A 24,310-nucleotide genomic window follows, 5' to 3' on the forward strand; every position below is an offset into this window, starting at 1 on the left:
TTTGTTACAAACCAATTGTAATTTAACCCCAAAGATTACATTTTATAGAAAACTTTTGATTCAGAGATAGCAATATTCTGGTTTTTTAGCGTTTTTGTAAGTGTGATGTGTGTTTAATAAAAGATATGGATTTGAAATCTGACCATGATAATCTCAAACAACTTTCCGACATGGAATTGCTGGGTATGGTGAAGAATGACAGCATAGAAGCCTTTGAAGAACTATATCACCGCCATTGGAAAAAGCTATACACCTTTGCCTATAAACGTATCCGCTCAAAAGAGATAACCGAAGAGATTGTCCAGGATTTTCTGGCTAACTTATGGGCCGGGCGCAAAAGTATTGTTATTAAAACCTCGTTCGAAGGGTATATTTATACCGCTGTACGTAACCTTGTTTTAAACTGTATAGCTAAAGAAACCCGCCGTAATGCGTACACCCAGTTTGTAAAGCTCTTTAAATCCGACGAGGATTACTCAACAGAGCAAACCGTTCACGTTCGTGATTTTTACTATAACCTGCAGAAAGAATTAAGCTACCTGCCCGAAAAATGCCGATCCGTATTTGAAATGAGCCGGCACGAAAACAAATCGAACAAAGAAATTGCCGCCCAATTAGGCATCTCCGAAAAAACGGTAGAGGGGCACCTTACCAAAGCCATCCGCAGGTTGCGCATTAATTTAAATTCCCTGTTTTTTTAAGGCAGGTCTGCATCAATTACAAATTCCGATTTTTTTTAATACCGGGCAAGGGTAAAGGCATGTTCATATGTCATTACTTATATACGCCCTGTTATAAACCGTAACTGTATTAATGAATTATCCTGTAACACCCCAATTATTACACAAGTATATTGACGGCAATTGTACCGACGAGGAAGTGCGCATGCTTTACCGCTGGTATGATGATTTTGAAGATAGCGAAGATCCTTTAGATACATTAAGCGATGAAGAGCAGCAGGTTTTAAAAATGCTGATGCTGAATAAATTCAAAGCCTCGGTAGTATTGCCTGTACATACATCAGATGATAATAAAACGGAAAGACATTTTTCGATGCGTGCGGTTTATTGGCTGTCGGGAATTGCAGCGATGGTATTTGTGGTTTTAGGCGTTTACTTCAACAAAAAAACAAATACCGACAACCTTAATGCTATTATCACTACGGCATCAGAGCAAATGATGTTGAATAACCAAACCAACAGTATCTATAAACAAGTATTGAGTGATGGTAGCGTGGTTTGGTTAAGTCCTAAAAGCCAGTTAGAATACCCAAAGAAATTTATGGGTAAATACAGGCAGATTGAAATGCATGGTGAAGCTTTTTTTGAAGTAAGTAAAGATCATGCCCACCCCTTTGTTATTTATAGCGGCGGCGTAATAACCAAGGTGTGGGGCACAAGTTTCCGTATCCGTGCATATAAAAATGTACCAACCGAGGTATCTGTAGTTACGGGGAAGGTATCTGTTAAGTTACCCGAAAATGATAAATCGGAGGTGATGCTGTTCCCTACTCAAAAAATTGTTTACAGCCGTAACAGGGGGGCTTTAACACGCGCTAAAGAAGCAGGTATATCCGGCATGCGTATCTGGCAAAAAGCGTCGGTTTCTTTTGACGATGTTCCGTTAGATAGTGTACTTACAGTGCTTAACAGCCATTTTGGAACAAGGATATATACCAATGATAAAGAGTTAGGCAAGTATTTGCTGAAAGCTGATTTTACCGATCAAAACCTACCCGCAATATTAGATATGCTTGAAAGCTCGCTTAACGTGGGCTATAACATGGACGACACTGAAATGGAGTTGTATCGAAAACCTAAAACCAATTAACAAACTAAACCAGTATTAACGTATGAAGAAATAAAGGAAAAACGCCTTATTAAAAAAACCGGAAGTGTCATCACCACTCCCGGCTAAGTCTAAGCCCCGTTGGTAATAACGTCTGCACAGCAGGCGATAGGGGATTAATTGTCTCATTTTAAGCCTAAAATAAAACAAACGAATTTATGAATTTTTATTTACTATCCTCAAAGACCTGGTGGAAAATTATGAGAATCACCTGTACCCACCTCATGATAGCGCTCATTTTAAGCGGTGTCTCCTTCGCTAAAAGCATGAAAGCACAGGATGTGCTGAGGCGACCGGTTAACATGTCCGTAAGTAATACGAGCCTTGAAACTGTATTGAAAAAACTGGAGCGGGATGCCGATGTTAGATTCGTATACAGCAAAAACATCATTAAAGCAGACCAGAAAATATCATTTAATGCCTCAGGTTTAACCTTGAAGGGATTTCTTGACCAGTTACTCACCATGCACGGTATTGTATACCGGGTAATTAGCGACCGTATTGTATTAAATGCAGGCCCCCAGTATGAGGAGTTAAAAAAGATTGACGAAAAAAAGGAGGCCGAACGTCAGGCCGCTATTAACATATTTACTGTTAAAGGTAAAGTTACCGATGAAACAGGGTTAACCGTACCGGGCGTTAATGTAAAACTATTAGGATCGCAATTGGCTACAGCTACCGATATTAACGGTAACTATACGCTGAATATTCCGGATGGTACCGGCTCGCTTGAGTTTTCTTTTATTGGTTACGTTACTAAAACCGTTGCAATAAATGGCCAGGCTGTAGTTAATGTGGTTTTGGAAGAGAGCAAAAAGCAATTGAACGAGGTAGTGGTTATTGGCTATGGTACACAAAAGAGAAGTAATGTATCGGGCGCTTTAAGTACCATGCGAAATGAAAACCTTGATGAACGGGCTATTAGCCGTGTTGACCAGGCACTTGTTGGACAATTGGCCGGTGTTACTGTAAAGCAAAATACAGGTATACCGGGTAAAGCGTTTAGTGTGCAGGTGCGTGGTTCGGGCTCAATAAGCGCGGGTAACGAGCCATTGTATGTAATAGACGGATTCCCGCTTACTACTAATGCAAGTAATGCAGGCAACGGTACATTTTCTACAGGTAATCCATTGGATAACATCAACCCGAATGATATAGAAAGTATAGAAGTTTTAAAAGATGCAGCAGCAGCAGCCATTTACGGCTCAAGGGCATCAAATGGCGTGGTTTTAATAACTACTAAACGTGGTAAAACCGGAGCGCCAAAAATTAACTTTAATAGCTATGTAGGTTATAATCAAGCGTCTAAAAAACTACCGATGATGGATGGCGATCAATGGATTGCCAATGCAGTTGAAGTTATTAACGCGCAATACCTGGCAAAATACCCTACTGCATCGGTTAATGATGATTTTGCAACACGTGTTGCCAGAGTAGGTAGTCAGGATCCAAATTATGTTCCTGATCCGCGTTGGTCACAGCCGGGCCACCCGGGTTTGTCGTACATTGATTGGCAGGATGCTATTGAAAGGAAAGGGCAAATGCAAAACGTAGAGCTTTCGGCCAGTGGCGGAACGGATGCTGTAAATTATTTTGTATCGGGTAATTTTGCTAATCAGGATGGCTTTATCATAGGTGTGGGTTATAAAGCATATTCACTTAGGGCTAACGTTGAGGTAAACGCTTCTAAAAACTTAAAATTGGGGTTAAATATCGCACCAACTTATTCTGTAACCCAGGATCCGGGTGTTGAAGGGCAAAACTCAATTTTTCACCAGGCGCTAAGTTTAGCTCCTGTGCAGGAAGAATCATCGGGGTTATTACCTAATATAGGTTCAAACCCGCAATATATTTATAGCAGCACAACAAACTCGCCATATGGCAAGCTATTGTATAACCAGGGTACAACTAAAAGGTACCGTACTTTAGGTACTTTATATGCAGATTATCAAATTTTAAAAGGATTATCGTTAAGGAGCTCGGTTAACCTGGATAACACAGATAACATAGCTACAACTTACGTGCCGTATACAACAGCTGGTACATTGGCGCAGCGTACATTTACAGGCTCCAACAACCTGCTTACATCTACCTCCGGCTCTTATAACAGCTACCGCAGGCAAACTTTTGTTAACGAAAATACCATTACATACAACACTGTAATTAATAAAGATCATAGCTTAAATATATTAGCTGGTTTTTCTTATAACTATGATAGGTTAGACAGGGCTACGCTTAGTTCTAATACAGGTTTCACCAGCGCGGTAATTCAAACTTTAAATGCTGCGGCCGCTGTTACGGGTAATACTAATTCTACGTTGAGTGTTTTAGAATCTTATTTTTCCCGTGTGCAGTATTCCTACAAAGATAAATATCTGTTATCGGCAAGTATCAGGTCTGATGGGTCATCCCGTTTTGGTGAAAATAACAAATATGGTATATTCCCTTCGGCTTCATTGGCATGGCGAATGAGCCAGGAAAACTTTATTAAGGCTGTACCTTCAATAAGTGATTTGAAACTGAGGTTTTCATACGGTGTGAACGGAAATAACAACATACCGGATTATGATGTATCAACAATCGGTTCTGCAGGCTATGTTTTTGGCACCACTCAAGGGGCTGTAATTGGTCAGTATCCGGCTGTTTTAGCTAATCCCGATTTGAGATGGGAACGATCACAAACTTATGATTTTGGTCTCGATTTTGGTATTTTAAACAACCGTATTGTAGGATCATTTGATTACTATAATAAACTGAATACAGATTTGTTATTAAACAAGCCTGTTCCTGCTACATACGGTGGCAGTACTTCGGCTGTCTTGTCTAATGTGGGTTCTGTTAGAAATTTAGGGCAGGAGTTAGAAATTACATCACGTAATTTAACAGGTAAACTTCAGTGGAGCACTACAATAAATATTACCCACAACACCAATAAGGTAGTATCGTTGGGCGATCAGAACCAAATCCTTATTCCAAACAGCAATGATCAGGGCGATGCCATACTTCGCGTTGGCTCACCTTTAAACAGTATATACGCTTTAAGGGCAATTGGTTTTTTAACCGCTGCCGATATAGCTAACGGCGTTGCACGTTATGGCCCGCAAACAGGTTCAACAGCCGAGTCTGAAGGTGATATCAAATACGAAGATGTAAGTGGCCCCAACGGTGTACCTGATGGTATAATTACCGAGGCTGATAAACAAATAGTTGGACACCCTAACCCTGACTATACGTTTGGTATTACCAACACGTTTAAATTTAAAGGGTTTGATTTGAGTATTTTGATCCAAGGCCAGCAAGGCGGCTCTATCTACTCGCAAATAGGCAGGGCAATAACCCGCCCCGGCCAAGGCAGATCTGATAACCACCCGGCATCTTTTGTAAACAGGTGGATGTCGCCAACTAACCAGGGCGAGGGAAGGTTTGGTAAAACCTACGCACTTTATTATGCTCCTATTACTGCTGCTACTGATTGGCTTTACTCATCTGATTACATACGTGTAAGAGATATTACTTTGGGATATAATTTAAAAAACCTGCTTAAAACCCCGGTTGTTCAGGGTGCCCGTATTTACCTTACTTTAGAAAATTTCTTTGGTGGCGATAAATACACCAATGGCCTTAACCCTGATGCACAGAACCAGGCTGTTGGAACTGCACAGTTCCCTGTTGCAGGCGATTATGGTGGCTTGCCTTTGGCCAAATCACTCATATTCGGGTTAAACTTTACATTTTAATTATCTCTAATTTTTTAAAAATGAAAAAGATATCTTTCATAGCCTCAATGGCGCTTGTGTTACTGGTAACATCGTGCTCTAAAGACTTAAACCAAATACCAATATCAACTCAAACCACGGCAACGTTTTATCAGCAGCCTAGTGATTTTATACAGGGTATTAATGCCGCTTATAACTCACTACGTAATTATCCCGACAGGTTACTTGATATGTCGGAAATACGTTCTGATAATATTTACCCCACTAATAGTGTAGCACGTGATCCGGATGCGATCAGTAATTTTTCAACATCAATAGCGGGCCACCCTTATGTTGAAGAAGCATGGAGCACCGATTTCAGGGGAATATTTCAGGCAAACACTGTACTCGATCAAATTGCTAAGAACGGCAGTTTTGTAGGATCGGCCGCTTTGGCAACAAGGCTTAGCGCCGAAGCCCGTTTTTTGCGTGCTTTCTATTATTTTGACCTGGTGCGATATTTTGGCAAACTACCAATTATTGATCATCCGGTAAGCATAAGCGAATCTACAACCATAGGCCGTAGCCCCGTAGCTGATGTATATACCCTTATTATAGCCGATCTGCAGTTTGCCATAGCAAATTTACCGGCCAATTACGCAGGTGCATTTCCATCTTATACTGCAACAGACGTGGGCAGGGCTACAAAGTATGCCGCAGAAGCAGTACTTGGCCAGGTTTACATGACCCGCTCAGGGCCTACTTATGGCATATCAGGTCCCGGTCTTGGTTTAAACGAGTGGAGCCTGGCCGTGCCTTTATTTAATGATATTATAAACAGCGGCCTGTTTGTGTTTAATACAAGCTATTCAAACATTTTCTCATACACCAATCAAAGCCCTAACTATACCGCCACAGGTAACAGGGAAGCTATTTTTGATGTTATGTACTTAACCGGACAAAACCCGGTTTTGGGAGCAGATTTTACATGGCAGCTTATTCCTCAAAATTATTTTAACTCACAACCGGCAGGTAATACTCCGGCAAACGGAAACCTTGGCACACCATCAGTATCTCCAAATATGCTGGCTGAGTACTCTGCAAGCGATGTAAGGAAAACACAAAATGTTTTTACAGCAGGATATACCTACCAGGGCACTTTAGATCCGTATCCGTTTTTTAGGAAATATGTACCTTATTTAGGTACAGGCGCGTTAGATGCTGCCAAAATACCAGCGAGCCGTTTTGATTGGGGAATTAATTTTATCGCTATCAGGTACACCGATATATTAATGCTTAAAGCAGAATGTATTTTAAACGGTGCTCCGGGCAATCAGTTGACGGATGTTGATGGTGTTGTTAACCAGGTAAGAAACAGGGCTGGCCTGCTTCCGTTGGTAAACGTTAATGCCGATCAGCTTTTAGCCGAACGCAGGCGAGAGTTTGCCGCCGAGGGTTTACGTTGGTTTGATTTGCAACGGAGTGGTAAATTGTTAACCATTATGAATGCCTGGAAAGCTGTTGATGATGCAGTTATACAAAAAATGGGTCCTATTACCGCCAATTCTATTATATATCCGGTGCCACAATCTCAATTAGATACAGCACCAGGATTATATTCACCTAATCCCGGATACTAACCGAACATTAACCTATCTTAATATATACTACGCAAGCAAGGCGGCCCTTAAATAAGGGGCCGTCTTACTTGTTGTTTTTACACTTAATAAAACTTATTTATTGTATATGCTACACTTAAAGTTTTAATTGATATTTTAGCGTTAGTTATTAACCATAATTAACCGCTAAATATGAAATCCAAATTTTTGCTGCTGTGCTTTATAGTAGCCTTTATTATGCCTGTTTACGCTCAGCAAAAGCAGGTTAGGCGTGTTGTGAGCTTTAACCAGGGCTGGGTATTTACTTTAGGTGATATTAGTAACGGTCAAGATAACTCGTTTGATGATAGTAAGTGGCGTAAATTAAACCTGCCACATGATTGGAGCATAGAAGGTGAGTTTAGTAAAGATAACCCTGCAACGCCCGAAGGCGGAGCTTTACCGGGGGGCATTGGCTGGTATCGTAAAAATTTCACTGTACCTGCAGTCAATAAAGGCAAAATAACATATATCAATTTTGATGGTGTTTACCAGCGCAGTGATGTTTGGGTAAACGGGCATCATTTAGGTTTCAGGCCCAATGGTTATATCTCATTTCAATATAACATAACGCCATACCTCAATTATGGAGATAAGAAAAATATTATAGCCGTTAAGGTTGATAACTCACATCAGCCAAACTCGCGCTGGTACTCCGGTTCGGGTATATACCGTAATGTTTGGTTAACTACAGTTACCCCGATAGCTGTTAACAACTGGGGCACATTTGTAACTACACCAACAGTTACCAAACAAAGTGCCGCGGTTAATTTAAAAACCAGTATTAAAAACCTTAGCGGTAAACCACAGCAGGTAAATATCGTATCAACTATTTATAATGCCGCGGGTTTACAAATTACCAATACAACATTAACCAATGTTGCCTTGCAGGATACCCTTGCTACCGTAACTCAAACGCTGGCCGTTAAAAATCCGGTATTATGGTCGGTTGATAAACCTTACCTGTATAAAGTACTCACAAAAATTGTAAGCAAAGGCATCGTAGTTGATAGTTATGAAACACCATTAGGAATAAGGGATTTTAAATTTGATGCCGATAAAGGTTTTTCGCTGAACGGGAAACCGATGAAAATATTAGGTGTTTGTGATCACCACGATCTTGGCAGCCTCGGTGCTGCTGTAAATGTAAGGGCTTTAGAGCGCCAGTTGGAGATTTTAAAAGCGATGGGATGTAATGCCATCCGCACATCGCATAATCCGCCTGCGCCCGAGTTGCTCGAGCTGACAGACAAGATGGGGTTCATCGTTATGGATGAAGCTTTTGATTGCTGGCAAAAAGGCAAAGAAAAATATGATTATCATTTGTTTTTTGATGAATGGAGCAAACGCGACCTGCAAGACCAGGTACTGCGAGATCGTAACCACCCAAGCGTAATGATGTGGAGTATCGGCAACGAAATACCACAGCAAACAGATACCAGTGGTTTCAGGATAGCTAAAGAGCTTGCCGCTATTGTACACAGCCTTGATGTTACAAGGCCAATTACCGCTGCCAATAATGACCCAGGTACGCGCAACCAGATCATCAAATCAGGTGCGGTTGATCTGGTAGGGTATAACTACCACACAAACGATCTGGCTAAGTTTCATGAACGTTACCCGGGTAAAATATTTATTGGCAGCGAAACTACATCAGCATTAGAAACACGGGGTATTTATGATATGCCTTCAGATTCTATCAGGCGTTGGCCAACACGTAAAGGAGCCGGTAAAATGAATGACGATTTTACTGTTTCAGCTTATGATAATGTTTCGGCACCCTGGGGTTCAACGCATGAAGAGGCATGGAAAGTAATTAAAAAGTACGATTTCCTTTCGGGGATGTTTATCTGGACAGGTTTTGATTACCTGGGCGAACCTACGCCATATAGCTGGCCGGCACGCAGCTCATATTTCGGAATTATTGACCTCGCCGGTTTCCCTAAAGATGTTTATTACATGTACCAAAGCGAGTGGACTACCACTCCTGTATTGCATTTATTGCCGCATTGGAACTGGGAAGCTGGTAAAATGGTTGATGTTTGGGCTTATTACAATAATGCCGATAATGTGGAACTTTTTTTAAACGGAAAATCGTTAGGGAAGAAAGCAAAAACAGGGGATGACCTGCACGTAATGTGGCATGTGCCTTATCAGCCGGGAACACTTAAGGCAGTATCATATGATAAAAAGGGAAATGTGGTTTTAACAAGCGAAGTGAAAACGGCCGGCTTACCATCAAAATTAGAATTATCTGTTGATAGGAAGAACATAAAAGCCGATGGCAGTGACCTTGCGTTTATCACCGTTAAAGTATTAGATAAGGATGGCAATATTGTACCTAACGCCGATAATAAAATCACTTTTAAAATTAATGGCGAAGCGTTTTTAGCCGGGGTGGATAACGGTGACCCTATTAATCACGATTCGTTTAAAGCAGATTGGCGAAAAGCGTTTCATGGTTTAGCACTGGCCATAATACAAGCTAGCAACAAGGCGGGCTATGTAACGGTTACAGCTACAGCTAACGGTCTTCAAACGGCTACAGTGCAAATTGAAACACAAAACTAACCAGACGAAGTTTAACATTATAAACCATAGGTTAATACAATTTTTTTGAGCGTATTGACGTTTGTAAGTAAAAAGCCGGACATTTTTGATTGAAATTACCGGCAAATTATAACCAATTTTGAATTTTTTAATGGCGATCTCAGGTGATAATAATTGTATTTTTTACATTTCTTTTAGTAGAAACTTTATTTGTATGCAATTATTTTAATGCAGCTAATAAATTGCCATTAAATTTTAAATTCAGGATGGGGCAGGATAGTTAATGATATTATTTATTCTACTTTTAAACAATGTAAGAAGCCAGCGTTAGCACTTCTACAGCCAATTTGAATACTAACCGAAAACTAAATAAATTATATGAGGGAACCTTTACGTATTTCACGTACGCTATTGTCGTATCAACCAAATTTTAGTCTTACCTGTAATTGCCGTTTTCCAAAATAGGTGATTTTCTTAGACTGTAATTTTCTCAAAATAGTTTAATAGTTTTTTTATTAATACAGGGCCGGGTAACTTTCGTTGTTACGGGCTTGGGTATTTTGATGTGGAAATTGATTATTAATTAAATATCATAAACGTTGTTTCACCATGTATAAATTTCTTAAAAGTTTATTTTACTTGTTTTTAATAGTGCTTGCTTTTTCGGGCTGCCGTAAAGCCGCGTTGGATGCGTATTATGGTCGCCCGGCTACTTTGGCACCTCCAATCTATCAAACACTGCAAGCTAAAGGTAATTTCACCAATATGCTGGTTTGTATTGATAAAGCGGGTTATACCAGCCAGCTAAGCACGGCCGGTTACTGGACACTGTTTGCCGCAAATGATGATGCTTTTAAAAAGGCAAACATTGATGCTAACCAGTTGGATGTTGCTACAGCAACAAAAATTGTAACCTATAGCCTTGTTAATAGCGGTTACGTATCATCACCGCTTGCCGATATCAGACCAGGTAATATAAGTGGCAACAATATTGAAGTTGCGCAACTTGCAAAAAATTTAGATCTAACGTCTACGCTTACTCCGGCTTATAAAAGGCGTACTACATATCATGACGGTGTTGACACTACTACAGTACCTAACATTGGGGTATATGGCTCATTAGCTGGTCAAAATATAAAATCAATTGCTCAAAATTCACCGGTAAGCGTAGCATCATTAATTAATGCTTCACAATCAGCATACTATGATCCTAAAGATCTTAACAATAAGTACATTCCTTACTTTACACCATACTATTTTAATGCCAACGGTTTAACATCTTATGATTATACATTCTTTTATCCGGGAGCAACATTCACAAATGATCCTTTAAAGTTTAATGTGTTAGGCGGTAATGTAATTGATCCTAATATTATTTGTGAGAATGGGGTTTTGCAGGTAATTAATACCGTGCCGTTGCCGTTGCCAAGCCTTGAAACGTATTTGAAGAGTAAATCGGATTATAGCCATTTCTATAACTTTATACAGCAATACGGTAATTTAGTAACTTATGCCATAAGCCCGGATGCAACACGCGTTAATCAGGTAAATACAGGCTCATCCGCATCGGTATATGTTAAACAATACTCACCTTTATTAGCTTTTTCACCTGCCAATGAAAACCTGTTTTCCGGTGGCGGTTCCACATGGCCTCAATATAATAGTAACACGCTGTTTGCACCTAACAATGCCGCATTCGATTCGTATGTAAATACTGTATTATTAGAGCACTATCCAAACCTTGCCAGTTTGCCGCAATCAGTTATTGTTGATTTTATTAATGCGCACATGGCAACAAGTACAATTTGGCCAAGCCAATTCAGCAAAAACGGTATTTTAAATGCAAAAGGTGAAAATCCACGTTTTAATGCCAATACAGATGTTAAAGACCAAATGGTGTGTAGTAATGGTTTGTTTTATGGCACAACCAAAGCCCAGGCAACCAATGTATTTGCAACGGTATATGGTAGGATATATCTTGATCCTGATTACAGTATTATGGCTAAAGCCTTTTCCTTTTTTACTTCCTTCAGAACCAATTTGACTAACCCGGCGTTTAAATATACTGTAGTGATGATACCTGATGTTACTTTGCGGGCATTAGGTTATGGTATCAACGCTTCGGCAGGTGGTAATACAACACCTGGCTCGGGTATCACTTTTACGCTGCCATCCGGATCAACTACCGCAGGTAGCGAGGCTTTGTTGCTGAGAACGTTAAACCTTGGAATATTTTTAACGCCCAATAATGAGCTATCAAACCTTTCGGGTACAGGCATATATGCTACAGCCGGTTTAAATAGCGCTGCTCCAGAAGTTGTTAAGTATTCAAACAATCAATTTTTTGCAGCGGGTAACCAAGATGCAAATACTACGGTAACCGTTAACCCGGCATATATTACATGCTCTAATGGTATTGTTTATTACCCGGTAAGTAGCAATAATAATATTTTGATACCAACACCTGTAGCTAACAGCGTTGGTACAGCTATTTTTAATAAAGGACAAGTAGCTCCTGTAAATGGTGTTGGCGGCGATCCTTATTACATGTTCTACAAATACTTAAGTGGCACTTTACTTTGGAATTCATCAACAAAAGCAATCCAGGGAATTGATATCGGTACAGATTACACCATAATGATACCTAGCAATACAGCAATGCAGGATGCTGTAAATAATGGATGGCTTCCGGGTACAGGATCGGGCGCGGTTAAAACACCAAACTTTGCTCCAAGTGCTCCGGCAGATGTGAGCCTTGTATCAAACTTTATTAAGTATCACATCATAAAGGCTAACCAGATCATACCTGATGGTAAAAAATCGGGCAGATATGTTACAATGCTGTTTAGTAACGACGGTAATAATGTAGCCACGCAGTTTAATAATAATTTGAATAATTTACAGGTAATTGATGGCCAATTTCGTGTGGCTAACGTTGGCCCGGTAAATTCAATAGTATTGGCAGATAGAACAGTGATATTAAGCATTGATAATTATCTCCAATATCTTGACAGTACCGGTATAACACCTAATAACCCTAATCCAACTAAATACTAATCATCATCAATAAAACCTATAACCTTCGTTGCATATGAGAAAAGTACTTACATATATATGTTGCATCTTTGCAGTGTCAACATGCTTGTTTAGTAATACACTACAAGCGCAAACTGCAGCTACTAAGATTTTGGTAAAAGGTAAATTACTTGACTCCAGAACCAAAGAATCTCTTATTGGAGCAACCGTAATTGAACAAGATAACGATAAACGTACCGTTACCGGAACGGTAACAGATATTGATGGTAACTTTGCTATTTCGGTAAAGTCAACAGCCAATAAAATCGTTTTTTCGTATATTGGTTATCGTACCCAAATATTCCCAATAGGCACACGCACAGTTTTTAATATTTCATTAGTGTCAAGCACGCAACTGAATGATGTAAACATTACTGCACAGCAAACAAGAGATAACGGTACAGGTTTAAATATTGATACCCGCGATTTGACAACTGCTTCGGCAACTATTAATGCCAAAGATTTGGAGGAACTTCAGGCAACATCTATTGATCAGGCTTTGCAAGGCAGATTACCCGGGGTTGATATTGTGGCCAGCTCGGGCGACCCTGGTGCAGGTATGTCTATCAAAATCCGTGGTACATCAAGTATAAATGGTGCTACCAATCCTTTGGTAGTTGTTGATGGTGTTCCTTATGAAACTGAAATTCCAAGCGATTTTAACTTTGCAACTGCCGATGAGCAGGGTTATGCAAGTTTATTAAGTATTGCCCCGTCTGATATTAAAGATATCACTGTGTTAAAAGATGCTGCCGCTACAGCAGTATGGGGATCAAGGGCTGCCAATGGTGTTTTGATCATCAATACTAAGCGTGGTACTATCAGTGCGCCCGTGTTAACATATACCTTTAAGGGGTCGTTAAATATACAGCCAACTGCCATACCGCTGTTAAATGGTAATCAATATTCAGAGTTGATCCCTGAGGAATATCAAAATGGTACAGGTTTGCCAATTAATACAAACACATACCCTGAGTTTCAGCATGATCTGAATAACCCGTATTACTATTATAATTATGGACAAAATACGGATTGGTTAGGTGCAATTACACGAAACGGTTATAACCTGGATAACAACTTATCAATAACCGGTGGGGGCGAAAAAGCCAGGTATTTCGCGTCAGTAGGTTATACCAACCAAAGCGGAACTACACTTGGAACAGCGCTTACCAGGTTAAATGCCCGTTTGAATCTTGATTATATCGTTTCAACCAAAATCCACTTTACAACCGATATAGCTTATACTCACTCTATCACCCTTGGAGATTATGTTGATGCAAAGAGCGGAAGTATTCGTGCTATTGCGCAAACCAAAATGCCAACCATGAGTATTTATGAGTACAATGAGTTTGGCCAGCAAAGCCCTAACTTTTTCACACCACCGTCAAACGTTCAGGGGCAATATTCGCCAACGGGTAGTAGTACTTATAACCCTGTAGCCCTGGCTGCATTAGGTGTAAGCAATAGCTATGGTGATAGGATAACGCCTCACTTTTCTGTAAATTATCAAATACTACCAGGTCTGTTAACCATGCGCGAAGATATCCAGTTCGATATCAATACTATTCGCTCCCGGTCTTTTTTACCAGCAAGCGCAACAGGCCAGGCTACAAGTTTAGGTACAGCTAATAAAGCTTATGAATTTGATTCGGATGCGTTTGAAATTTACACCAAAACAAATTTCGTTTTTACCCCTAAGTTAGGGGAGAAGCAAACATTCTCAGGTTTGTTATCAATAACAACTGATGCTGTAAGATCGGTTAACCAATCATTAAGCACAGCAAACACAGCTTCTGATATTTTGCAGGATCCTTCTACACCATCAATTTATACCTCACAGGCTACAAGTTTAGGTGTAGCATCAGGCTTGGGTGAAAGGCGTACTGTTTCTGCTTTAATAAGCGGTCAGTATTCATTGCTTGACAGGTATATCGTTAACGTATCTCTTCGTGGTGATGGTAACTCAAGGTTTGGGCCTAACCACCGTTATGGACTTTTCCCTGCGATATCTTCACGTTACAGGTTATCTGGCGAGCCTTTTATGAAGAAGTTTAAATTCCTTAATGACTTGAGTATTCGCGGAAGCTATGGTATTATAGGTAACGCCCCAAAAACTGATTATTCGTTTTATAATAACTACGGTAGTTACGGCTTTACTTATTTAGGGCAAGTTGGTGTATATCCATCAAACATAGAGCTTACTAATTTACGGTGGGAAAAAGTTAATGGAAAAAACCTTGGTTTCAACCTGATTATGCTGAACTCAAGGGTCAACTTTGATGCTGAGATATATCAGAACAGAACTACCGACCTTTTCTTTAACCCAAGCATTGCATCATATAATGGTTTTGGGGATGTTAACTTAAACGTAGGTACTTTAGATAATCAGGGTTATGAATTGAGCCTGAATGTTACGCCATTAAAAACAAAAACCTGGATAGTTGATTTTGCTTTTAACCTTGCACATAATGAAAACGTTATCAGGGCAATCTCACCTTATGTTGCTGTACAAACTGGTAATTCATCGGTAAATGGTCAGTATATTTCAACACTGCAACTGGATAACCCACTTGGCTCATTTTATGGTTATGTGTACCAGGGAGTTTATGCTACAACTGATGATGCAATTGCAAGAGATAAAAACGGTAACCAAATATTTGTAGGTGGCCAGCCTGTACGTACAGTGTTTGCAACAGGTCCTAATACCTATTATCAATTTAAGGGCGGCGATGCTAAATACCAGGATATTAACCACGATGGTTTGATTGATGCCCGAGATGTTGTGTACCTGGGTAATGGTAACCCTAAATTTACAGGTGGTTTTGGCCCTACAATAACTTATAAACGTAACTGGAAACTTAATTTGTTTTTTAGCTACAGAACAGGCTTCAGCATCATTAATGCTACTCAATTAAACACTACTAATATGATTGGTTTTGACAATCAAAGTACTGCTGTATTAAGGAGATGGGAAAAACCTGGTGATATAACTGATATACCACGTGCCGTTTACGGTAAAAATAATTATAACTCATTAGGCTCGTCACGCTATGTATCCGACGGTTCGTTCCTGCGTTTTAGCTCAGCTACATTACGTTATAATCTTGATCAGCTATTTGCTAAAAAACTGGGGATAAAGAGTGCTTCAATTTATGTAACCGGACAGAACTTTTACACCTGGACACATTATTTGGGCCAGGATCCTGAAATTTCGGCCAGGGCAAGTGATATTTATCAACAGCCAATTGATGGTTCTACAACACCGGCTTCTAAATCATTCACCATGGGTTTAACAGCTACTTTTTAACATTGTCAAACGATAAAAATAAATAAAATGTATAAAGGAATTATTTATAGATCGGTACTTATAATAACGCTGGTATTTAGCAGCTCTTGTGGTAAGTATTTAACACTATATCCGCAAAACGGAACGATCAGGCAAGAGTTTTGGCAAAATAAAGAGCAACTGCAGTCTGCTATTATTGGTGTTTATTCGTCATTGATACAAGGCACTCCAGGAAAATCAGGCGACAGGCAAATGGCCGATTGGATGTTCAGGTGGGGGGAACTTAGAGCCGATAACATTACAACATCGCTTGCAAGCCCCAATGCCGATGATGTTTTCATGATTAATGGAAACGTATTGGCCACAAATAGTGGTGTTCAATGGTATTCTTTTTATCGTACTATTAACTTGTGTAACACAGTATTAAAATATGCCCCTGATGTAATAAGCAGCGACCCAACACTTACGCAGGCGCAGCTTAACAGCTATTTAGCCGAAGCTTTAACGATAAGGGCCATGATGTACTTTTACCTGGTTAAAACATTTGGCGATGTACCGCTTAAACTAAAACCAACATCTACAGATGCTGACCTGGAGCAATTAGCAAAAACACCACAGGCTACAATACTTACTCAAATTTTGACAGATTTAAATACTGCTGAGCAAAGCGCTGTTTTTACATATGGCAATACAGCCTCAAATAAAGGCAGAATAACAAAATATGCAGTTAATGCGTTACAGGCAGAGGTTTACTTGTACAAATATGATTATGCTAATTGTATTATAGCTTGCGAAAAGATTAGAAATTCGGGCCAGTTTGGCTTAGTAAAAGGCGATGGTAACTTTTTTAATGCAGTATATTCAAACGGTAACTCAAGCGAAAGTATTTTTGAGTTCCAGTATGATGGATCAACCACACAGGTTAATCCTTTTTACCCTATGTTTAATTTAAGTACAGGCGGTTCATTTGCAGCTCAAATTAATGTTAGGGGTACTTTGTTTCCGGTAGATGTTAATGATGACAGCAATGTTGACGTGAGGGCTGCTATTGCAGCAAACGGAGGCAGCGGTGCAATAGCTAAATGGATAGGTACACCAAATTCTAACGCTATACTTTCTGCTACTACAACATTTAGACATTGGATTATTTACCGCTATGCTGAAATTTTATTATTTGAGGCCGAAGCTTATGCCTATACACCGGGCAAAGGACAGGCAGCGTTAGACCTCGTTAAACTGATTCAGAATCGTGCTAACAATATATACGATCCACTGCTATCTATGCCCGTGCCAGATCCTAATGATGCTAATGCAGTAGGCCTGTACGTGCTTGATGAGCGTAACCGCGAGTTTATTTACGAAGGTAAAAGGTGGTATGATCTGGTAAGGTATGCAAAACGCGATTTCCCAAATACTTCAAATATACTTACAGATGCCTTGGCAATTAATGCTTCTGCGGCGTTGCAACAAATATTGATCTCGAAATACAAGGATCCTAACGCGTATTATTTGCCGATATATTATAATGAAATTGTTTTGGATCCAAACCTGGTGCAAAACCCTTACTATAAATAATAACTATTAAACATATTAAGTTATGAAAACGATATTAAATAAAAGCCGACTGATTTGTATAATGGTGCTTTGCTTTGCAAGCAGTTTGTATTTAACAAGTTGTAAAAAAACTATTTATCCTTTATTGGTAAATAACCTGCTAAATATCAGCAGCTATATTGAGGCCGACCCAAGCCAGTATTCATTATTTTACCAAATGATGGTGCGTACTAAAGCCGAAGGTTTTTTACAGGCTTATGGCGCTTATACTGTGTTTGTGCCCAATGACGATGCGGTTAGGCTTTACATGAAAAGTAAAGGAAAAACATCTGTTAATGATTTTCCTTTAGATTCGTTAACACAACTGGTTAATTATCATATTATCCAGAATGATACCATTAGTACCAACTTCTTTATTGATGGTAAATTACGTACACCAACTATGTTTGGTCAATACTTAACCTCTGGTGTGGTAAACGTTAGCGGTACATCAAGTTATATTATTAATGGCCAGGCGCTCATTTTAAAATCAAATGTAGCTTGTGGTAATGGCATATTACATGTTATCGACCATGTATTACAACCGGCATCACAAAATATAGCTCAACTCATAAAAAACAACCCCAAATACAGTATATTTTACCAGGCATTGGTACGAACCGGATATTATGATACCCTGAATGTAGCCCCGGCTAATAACCCAAACAGGCCCGGGCAACTATTCACTGTATTTGCCCAAACTGATTCGGTGTACCTAAGTATAGGTATCCCTACAGTTGATGCATTGCAAGCTAAATATTCTACAGTAGGTAGTAGCCCTTTACGTAATCCTAATGATGGTTTTTATAATTATGTAGGCTATCATATTTTGCCTGAGAACAGCTACCTGACAGATATTTTAAGTAAAAGCTCACACTTATCGATAACTCCTGGTAAAGATGTAATATCAGATGTGCTTCAAAATCAAACTATTCAGTTAAATTATGATTTGATAAACGGTGTACAATATCCCGGAGCATCGGTAGATAGACAAAAAAGTAATATTCCTGCAACAAATGGTGTATTGCACTCGGTAGCCGGCGATATTTTTATTAAGATATTCCCGCCAACCCGAGTTGACTGGGACCTTGCAGATCAACCCGAGTTCCGCAAACAATCATCAATTTTCCGTATAGCCGGTAAAACAGCAGTAAGCTTGCCAAGCCCGATGATTAACATTACCTGGAGCACAGGTGGTACAGTAGGTTATACTTGTCAGGCAGCTAATAATAATTCTTATTTCTGGTGGAATGATATCATTACACTTAATAACTTCAGAACAGGCTCTAATTTGATTAATGATATCAGTTTTACAACACCGGTTATCATTAAGGGTAAATACAAGGTTTGGATATGTTATCAACGTAGTAGCGAAACTGCAGCAGCACAATTTTATGTTGATGATCAGCCGTTGCAAAACATTATTCCTGCACTTAATGGTATTTATAGCAACGGAACAGACTCTGGTCCGGTATTAGAATCAAAAGGTATTAAACGCTACACCGAAGCGCCGGTATCAACAACCAGTAATGCTGTATATAACAACACATTTGGTTTGTATTTAGGCGTTGCCAATATAACTACAACCGACCGACATATACTGAGAGCTGTAGCGATAGGTGGTAATACAGCAAATACAACCTGGGATATGGTGCAGTTTATTCCTTTTGATCAGGATCAGCAAAGCCCAAGGTATTACAGGAGAGATGGTACAGTTACAAACTAATTGACAATAAGGTTCAGATCATCCGGATGATAAGTAAATTTAATAGGTTGAATTATAAAATAAATATGGTAATGAGTAACCAACGTAATAAATGTTTGATTTTATTGATGTTAATAGCATCGGTTTTTGCATCGTGCAAAAACCAATGGGACGAGCATAATATGATTACAGACCCATCATTAAGCGTTAATCTGCAAGATCAGATCAACGGTAATGCAAGCATAAGTTTGTTTAATCAATATATTGCAAAAAGCAAATACAGTTCGGTATTGGCATCCTCAAAATCTTTTACCGTTTGGGCTCCTAACAATGCCGCTATGGCAAATGTAGATCCTGGTATCTTAGCAGATACAGCCCGGTTAAATCAATTTGTTGGGAACCATATTTCATATCAATTATACACTACTGATGTACCACAACCAACAGTTAGGGTACAAATGGTAAGCGGCAAAAGCGAAACCTTTACTAAAACAAGTATTGAAGCGGCAACTATTGTTTCGGCCAATCGATATGCATCAAATGGTGTGCTGCACATTATTAACAGGGTGCTTAGGCCTAAATTAAATATTTGGGACTATGCAACCAATACAGGTGCTGCAACAGGGAATACCCAGGGCGCAGGTTTAACTACCGATGCTTTACAGGAGCAGGCATACCTTAGATCGCAAAATTACTCTTACCAGGATACCAGCCTTGCCGAAATTACCGGTTATGATCCATTAACAGGTAAGCCTATTCCGAAGCCGGGAACAGGTATTGTTAACAAAAACCGTTATAAAGATCAAACCGTAAACTTATCAGACGAAACCAAACAATATACATTTTTTGTTATGGCCGATGCAGGTTTGAATAATCAATTAAGCAAAGTAAGCAAGTATTTTACAACCTCAACCGTTGATAGTACAACCCAGGTATCTACCTTTAATATTATTAAAGATCTGGTAGTACCAGGAGTATATTCAACTAAAAATGAACCGGGGAGCATTGCCATGCCCGATACCATTGTTTCGCCATTTGGTGTAAAAATACCTGTAAACATGAATGACACCATCAGGTCATACAACGCCAGTAATGGTAAAGTGTATGTAATGAAAGATGTATTTTTCAGGGTACAGGATAAAATACCAGCAATTGTTATACAAGGCGAAAGCAACCCAGTGTATGGCACGCCAGGCGCATGGTTCAGAACAGATAATGGCAGCCGTGCAAGTAATATTTACTATCGGGTAAAAAATGACCCTAATGGCGTTCAGTGGAAAGATATTTACATTGAGAATAATACATCCAACGGTGTAAACTTACCGGCGCAATACTGGGCAGGGTACCCGCTGAAAAATGTTAACACGGCTACATATAAAGTTTACATCAGGGCAATAAATGATTCTAAGAACGTGTTTAGCGAAGGAATAAGTTTTTGTACTCCGCTAACAGGAAATATTCCTACACTGCTTAATATACCATATTTTCAGGTATCGCAAAATAACTTTTCAGAAGTGTATGTAGGTAATTATACCAATACAAAATATGGCTACAACTCCATGTTTGTTGTTGCCAATACTACCGGTACAATCAGCATCACATTCGATTATATTAAACTTGTTCCTGTTATACAATAAACGATATAGAACCTAACCATGCATATATTTACTAAATTATTAAAAGCATTATCGCTTGTTACTGTTTTTGTGCTTGCTTCGATGGCGGTTTGGGCGCAAAACACTGATAGTACAGCAGTTAAAACGGCCGATTCTATAGCCGCCGCTAAAAAACGTAATATCGGGCTGCGTGCAACCGGCACAATCAAAGATGCCGTTACCGGGAAACCGCTTTCTGGTGTAAACATTAGCGTTTTTGAGTTTTCGGCTGCTATTACCGATGATAAAGGTAATTTCTCAGTAAGGGTACCTTCGTATTCGGCGGTCTTATTGGTTTCAGGCCCGGGTTTTGAAACTAAAGAACTCCCTTTAAAAGGACGAAGCTCTGTTGAAACATCATTGTATGAAGATTCATTTACTTCTTTTTATAATGTAGCGCAATTGCCTTTTGGCAAGTCAACATTAAATACATTACCTAATTCGGTAACAAGTGTAAACGTACAAGGCGCCTGGGATACCAACCTGGAAACAACCGACTCGTATTTACAGGGCAGGGTTACCGGTTTAAATGCCATCAGGCGTTCAGGTACATTAAATATCGGCGCTGATCTGCTGCTGCGTGGTTATTCATCAATTAATGCTACCAATAATCCTTTAATAGTTGTTGATGGTTTAATTTATGATAATGATCATTATGGAAGCTCATTAATTGGTGGCCATTTTAATAACCCATTAGCTAATATCAACATTAACGATATTGATAATATTACTGTTGTAAAAGACGGTGTATCAATGTATGGTACAAAAGGTGCTAACGGGGTTGTTTTAATAACAACAGGCCACACCAACGATTTAGCAACAAAAATTGATTTCGGCGTGTATTCCGGGTTTAATTTTAAACCTAAAAACCTGCCGGTATTAAATGCGTCTGATTATAGGGTTTATATTTCTGAAATGCTTAAATCGAGTGGTTTAACTGATGCGCAGATTCAAGCCAAACCCTACATGAGTGATGATGTAAATAATGGTACTTATTATGAAAACCACAATACCACAAATTGGCAGAAAGAAGTTTTTAAGAACAGCTTTAACCAAAACTATTATTTAAGGGTATCGGGTGGTGATAATATTGCTAAATATACACTATCTATGGGTTATGGTGACGATGGTTCGATCATAAAGAATGCGGGTTTAACTAAATATAGCACCCGTTTTAATGCAGACTTAAACCTGAGCAAAAAATTTACTATTCAGGCTAACTTGTCGTTCATATACAACGAACAAACATTATTTGATCAGGGAACCTCGCAAAAAACCAGTCCACAGTTTCTTGCGCTGGTAAAATCGCCATTTTTTAGATTACACCAGGTAAACTCACAAGGCTCAGAATCGCCTAACTATACCAACCTTGATGCATTTAATGTTGGTAACCCTGTTACCGTATTGGATACCGCACAAGAAGTTGCCAAAAGCTATCGTTTTTTTGGCGCGCTAAACTTTAAATATCAGTTCAATAAATATTTATCGTTGCAAACTTTAGTAGGTGTAACTTATGATAAGGTAAGAGAAAGCTATTTTATACCGCGCTCTGGTGTACAACCAGATACTCTTAAAAATCCTTACATAAGTGGAACAACAAATTCAATTGTTTACAGCCGTTTGGGCAGCCAGGTACAAAGGCTATATAGTATAAATGAAGATACGCACCTAACTTTCGACAGGACATTTGGCCGTATCCATCATATTAAAGCAAACGTAGGCGTACGGATACTGAGCGGTGAAAGCCAGGACGACTTTGCAAAAAGTTATAACTCGCCAACCGATCAGTTTTTAAGTGTTGATAAAGGTTTAACAGGTGTAAGTACCGGTGGTGATTTAGGTAACTGGCTTTGGATAAACAATTACTTAGGGGTTGACTATCAATTACTCAATAAATATTTTGTATCATATAATATGGGTATTGATGCTTCATCACGTTTTGGTACACAAATACCTGGTGCGCTTTCTTTAGGTGGTGTGAGTTATGCCGTTTTGCCATCAATTTCGGCAGCATGGTTAATATCTTCAGAAAAATTCATGTCGAAAGTGAATTTTGTAGAGCTTTTAAAATTGAGGGCCAGCTTTGGTTTAACCGGTAACGATGATATTGGTAACTATAATGCCCGCCAGTTTTATGTAGCACAAAACTTTTTAAATGCGCAGGGCCTTGTACGTGGCAACTATGGAAACCCTAACCTGCAGTGGGAGGTTAACAAAAAAGCTAATATAGGCTTAGATGTTTCGTTATTAAATGAGCGTTTGGCATTTAGTGTTGATGTGTACCAAAATACAACATCAAAAATGTTAATTAACGAAATTCAACCGGCTGCAGCAGGGCTTACTTATGCTGTAGCTAATGACGGTGGCATGCGTACACAAGGCTTAGAAATTTCGGTTAATGGCAGGGCTATTAACGGTACTAAATGGAAATGGGATTTAGGTTTAAATCTTGCAAAATACCGTAACAAGGTTACCCAATTGCCAGGTAACAGCATGACAACTCAATATGCCGGCGCTACCGTGTTAACCCAGGTAGGCTTACCTGCAAACCTGTTCTTCGGTTACCAAAGCAACGGTGTTTATACATCAGATGCTGAAGCATTGGCAAGCGGTGTTAAATATGCTTTGGCTAATGGTACATTATTACAGCCTCATGGTGGCGATGTTCGTTTTGCCGATGTAAATGGTGATCATGTAGTTGACGCTAATGACAGGCAGGTTATTGGTAACCCTAACCCTGATTTTACCGGTGGCATATCATCAAACCTGGTATACAAAAGATGGTCGTTAAGCACATTGTTTACATTTAGCAAGGGTAACCAGGCATTTAACTATGTTAGGCAGCAATTGGAAGCGCAATCGGGCTTCTTAAATCAAACAGAAGCTGTATTAAGCAGGTGGCGGATACCGGGTCAGGTTACTAATGTACCTAAGGCAACATACGGCGATCCGATTGCTAATGCACGTTTTTCTGACCGTTGGATAGAAGACGCTTCGTATTTCCGCTTACGTACAACTACATTAACTTATAATGTGCCTATTAACGGTAAAAAGGGAATAAAATCGATAAAAGTATATGCTATGGGTAATAACCTGTTAACGTTAACAAAATACTTAGGTTATGATCCGGAGTTCAGCGCTTCTGATAATATTTTAACGCAGGGAATTGATACAGGCTTAGAGCCCCAGTACAAATCTGTTCAGTTAGGTGTACGTTTAGGTTTATAATTGATAAGGATAATTAA

At 39.3% G+C, this 24,310-nt stretch carries 11 protein-coding genes; all 11 read left to right on the plus strand.

The genetic code is table 11. From position 1 onward, the window contains the following. Positions 1-125 precede the first annotated feature (125 nt). The 11 genes from KXQ82_RS05395 (at position 126) to KXQ82_RS05445 (ending at position 24,293) form a co-directional block, all read left to right on the plus strand. Entirely contained in the window at positions 126-701 is a 576-nt protein-coding gene (locus KXQ82_RS05395) for an RNA polymerase sigma-70 factor (RefSeq protein WP_219487136.1), read from the plus strand. A 112-nt stretch (positions 702-813) separates the two neighbouring features. Then, complete coding sequence (locus KXQ82_RS05400; RefSeq protein ID WP_219487137.1) at positions 814-1,830, plus strand: FecR family protein; 1,017 nt, start codon at positions 814-816, stop codon at positions 1,828-1,830. A gap of 218 nt (positions 1,831-2,048) precedes the next feature. After that, complete coding sequence (locus KXQ82_RS05405) at positions 2,049-5,585, plus strand: TonB-dependent receptor (RefSeq protein WP_255563456.1); 3,537 nt, start codon at positions 2,049-2,051, stop codon at positions 5,583-5,585. Positions 5,586-5,605: 20 nt separating this feature from the next. Beyond that, a complete protein-coding gene (locus tag KXQ82_RS05410; protein WP_219487138.1) occupies positions 5,606-7,183 on the plus strand; it encodes a RagB/SusD family nutrient uptake outer membrane protein in 1,578 nt (525 codons plus the stop codon). Positions 7,184-7,354: 171 nt separating this feature from the next. After that, positions 7,355-9,772, plus strand: coding sequence for a beta-galactosidase GalB (galB, locus tag KXQ82_RS05415; protein WP_219487139.1), 2,418 nt, complete (start codon positions 7,355-7,357; stop codon positions 9,770-9,772). Positions 9,773-10,360: 588 nt separating this feature from the next. After that, positions 10,361-12,808, plus strand: coding sequence for a hypothetical protein (locus KXQ82_RS05420; protein WP_219487140.1), 2,448 nt, complete (start codon positions 10,361-10,363; stop codon positions 12,806-12,808). 130 nt (positions 12,809-12,938) lie between these two features. After that, the gene (locus KXQ82_RS05425) at positions 12,939-16,133 is read left to right on the plus strand and encodes a SusC/RagA family TonB-linked outer membrane protein (RefSeq protein ID WP_255563457.1); all 3,195 of its coding nucleotides are present in this window, start codon (positions 12,939-12,941) and stop codon (positions 16,131-16,133) included. 27 nt (positions 16,134-16,160) lie between these two features. Continuing rightward, the gene (locus KXQ82_RS05430; protein ID WP_219487142.1) at positions 16,161-17,687 is read left to right on the plus strand and encodes a RagB/SusD family nutrient uptake outer membrane protein; all 1,527 of its coding nucleotides are present in this window, start codon (positions 16,161-16,163) and stop codon (positions 17,685-17,687) included. Positions 17,688-17,709: 22 nt separating this feature from the next. Continuing rightward, the gene (locus KXQ82_RS05435) at positions 17,710-19,431 is read left to right on the plus strand and encodes a fasciclin domain-containing protein (protein ID WP_219487143.1); all 1,722 of its coding nucleotides are present in this window, start codon (positions 17,710-17,712) and stop codon (positions 19,429-19,431) included. A gap of 107 nt (positions 19,432-19,538) precedes the next feature. Next, positions 19,539-21,047 (plus strand): fasciclin domain-containing protein, encoded by a 1,509-nt coding sequence (locus KXQ82_RS05440; protein WP_219487144.1) that lies wholly within the window; start codon positions 19,539-19,541, stop codon positions 21,045-21,047. An 18-nt stretch (positions 21,048-21,065) separates the two neighbouring features. Then, the gene (locus tag KXQ82_RS05445; protein ID WP_219487145.1) at positions 21,066-24,293 is read left to right on the plus strand and encodes a SusC/RagA family TonB-linked outer membrane protein; all 3,228 of its coding nucleotides are present in this window, start codon (positions 21,066-21,068) and stop codon (positions 24,291-24,293) included. Positions 24,294-24,310 lie beyond the last annotated feature (17 nt).

The sequence above is a fragment of the Mucilaginibacter rivuli genome (assembly GCF_019391655.1).
Taxonomy (GTDB): Bacteria; Bacteroidota; Bacteroidia; order Sphingobacteriales; family Sphingobacteriaceae; genus Mucilaginibacter; species Mucilaginibacter rivuli.

Coding starts and splice junctions, on each gene's coding strand:
- KXQ82_RS05395 (WP_219487136.1), top strand. CDS start 126: ATGGATTTGAAATCTGACCATGATAATCTCAAACAACTTTCCGACATG.
- KXQ82_RS05400 (WP_219487137.1), top strand. CDS start 814: ATGAATTATCCTGTAACACCCCAATTATTACACAAGTATATTGACGGC.
- KXQ82_RS05405 (WP_255563456.1), top strand. CDS start 2,049: ATGAGAATCACCTGTACCCACCTCATGATAGCGCTCATTTTAAGCGGT.
- KXQ82_RS05410 (WP_219487138.1), top strand. CDS start 5,606: ATGAAAAAGATATCTTTCATAGCCTCAATGGCGCTTGTGTTACTGGTA.
- galB (WP_219487139.1), top strand. CDS start 7,355: ATGAAATCCAAATTTTTGCTGCTGTGCTTTATAGTAGCCTTTATTATG.
- KXQ82_RS05420 (WP_219487140.1), top strand. CDS start 10,361: ATGTATAAATTTCTTAAAAGTTTATTTTACTTGTTTTTAATAGTGCTT.
- KXQ82_RS05430 (WP_219487142.1), top strand. CDS start 16,161: ATGTATAAAGGAATTATTTATAGATCGGTACTTATAATAACGCTGGTA.
- KXQ82_RS05435 (WP_219487143.1), top strand. CDS start 17,710: ATGAAAACGATATTAAATAAAAGCCGACTGATTTGTATAATGGTGCTT.
- KXQ82_RS05440 (WP_219487144.1), top strand. CDS start 19,539: ATGTTAATAGCATCGGTTTTTGCATCGTGCAAAAACCAATGGGACGAG.
- KXQ82_RS05445 (WP_219487145.1), top strand. CDS start 21,066: ATGCATATATTTACTAAATTATTAAAAGCATTATCGCTTGTTACTGTT.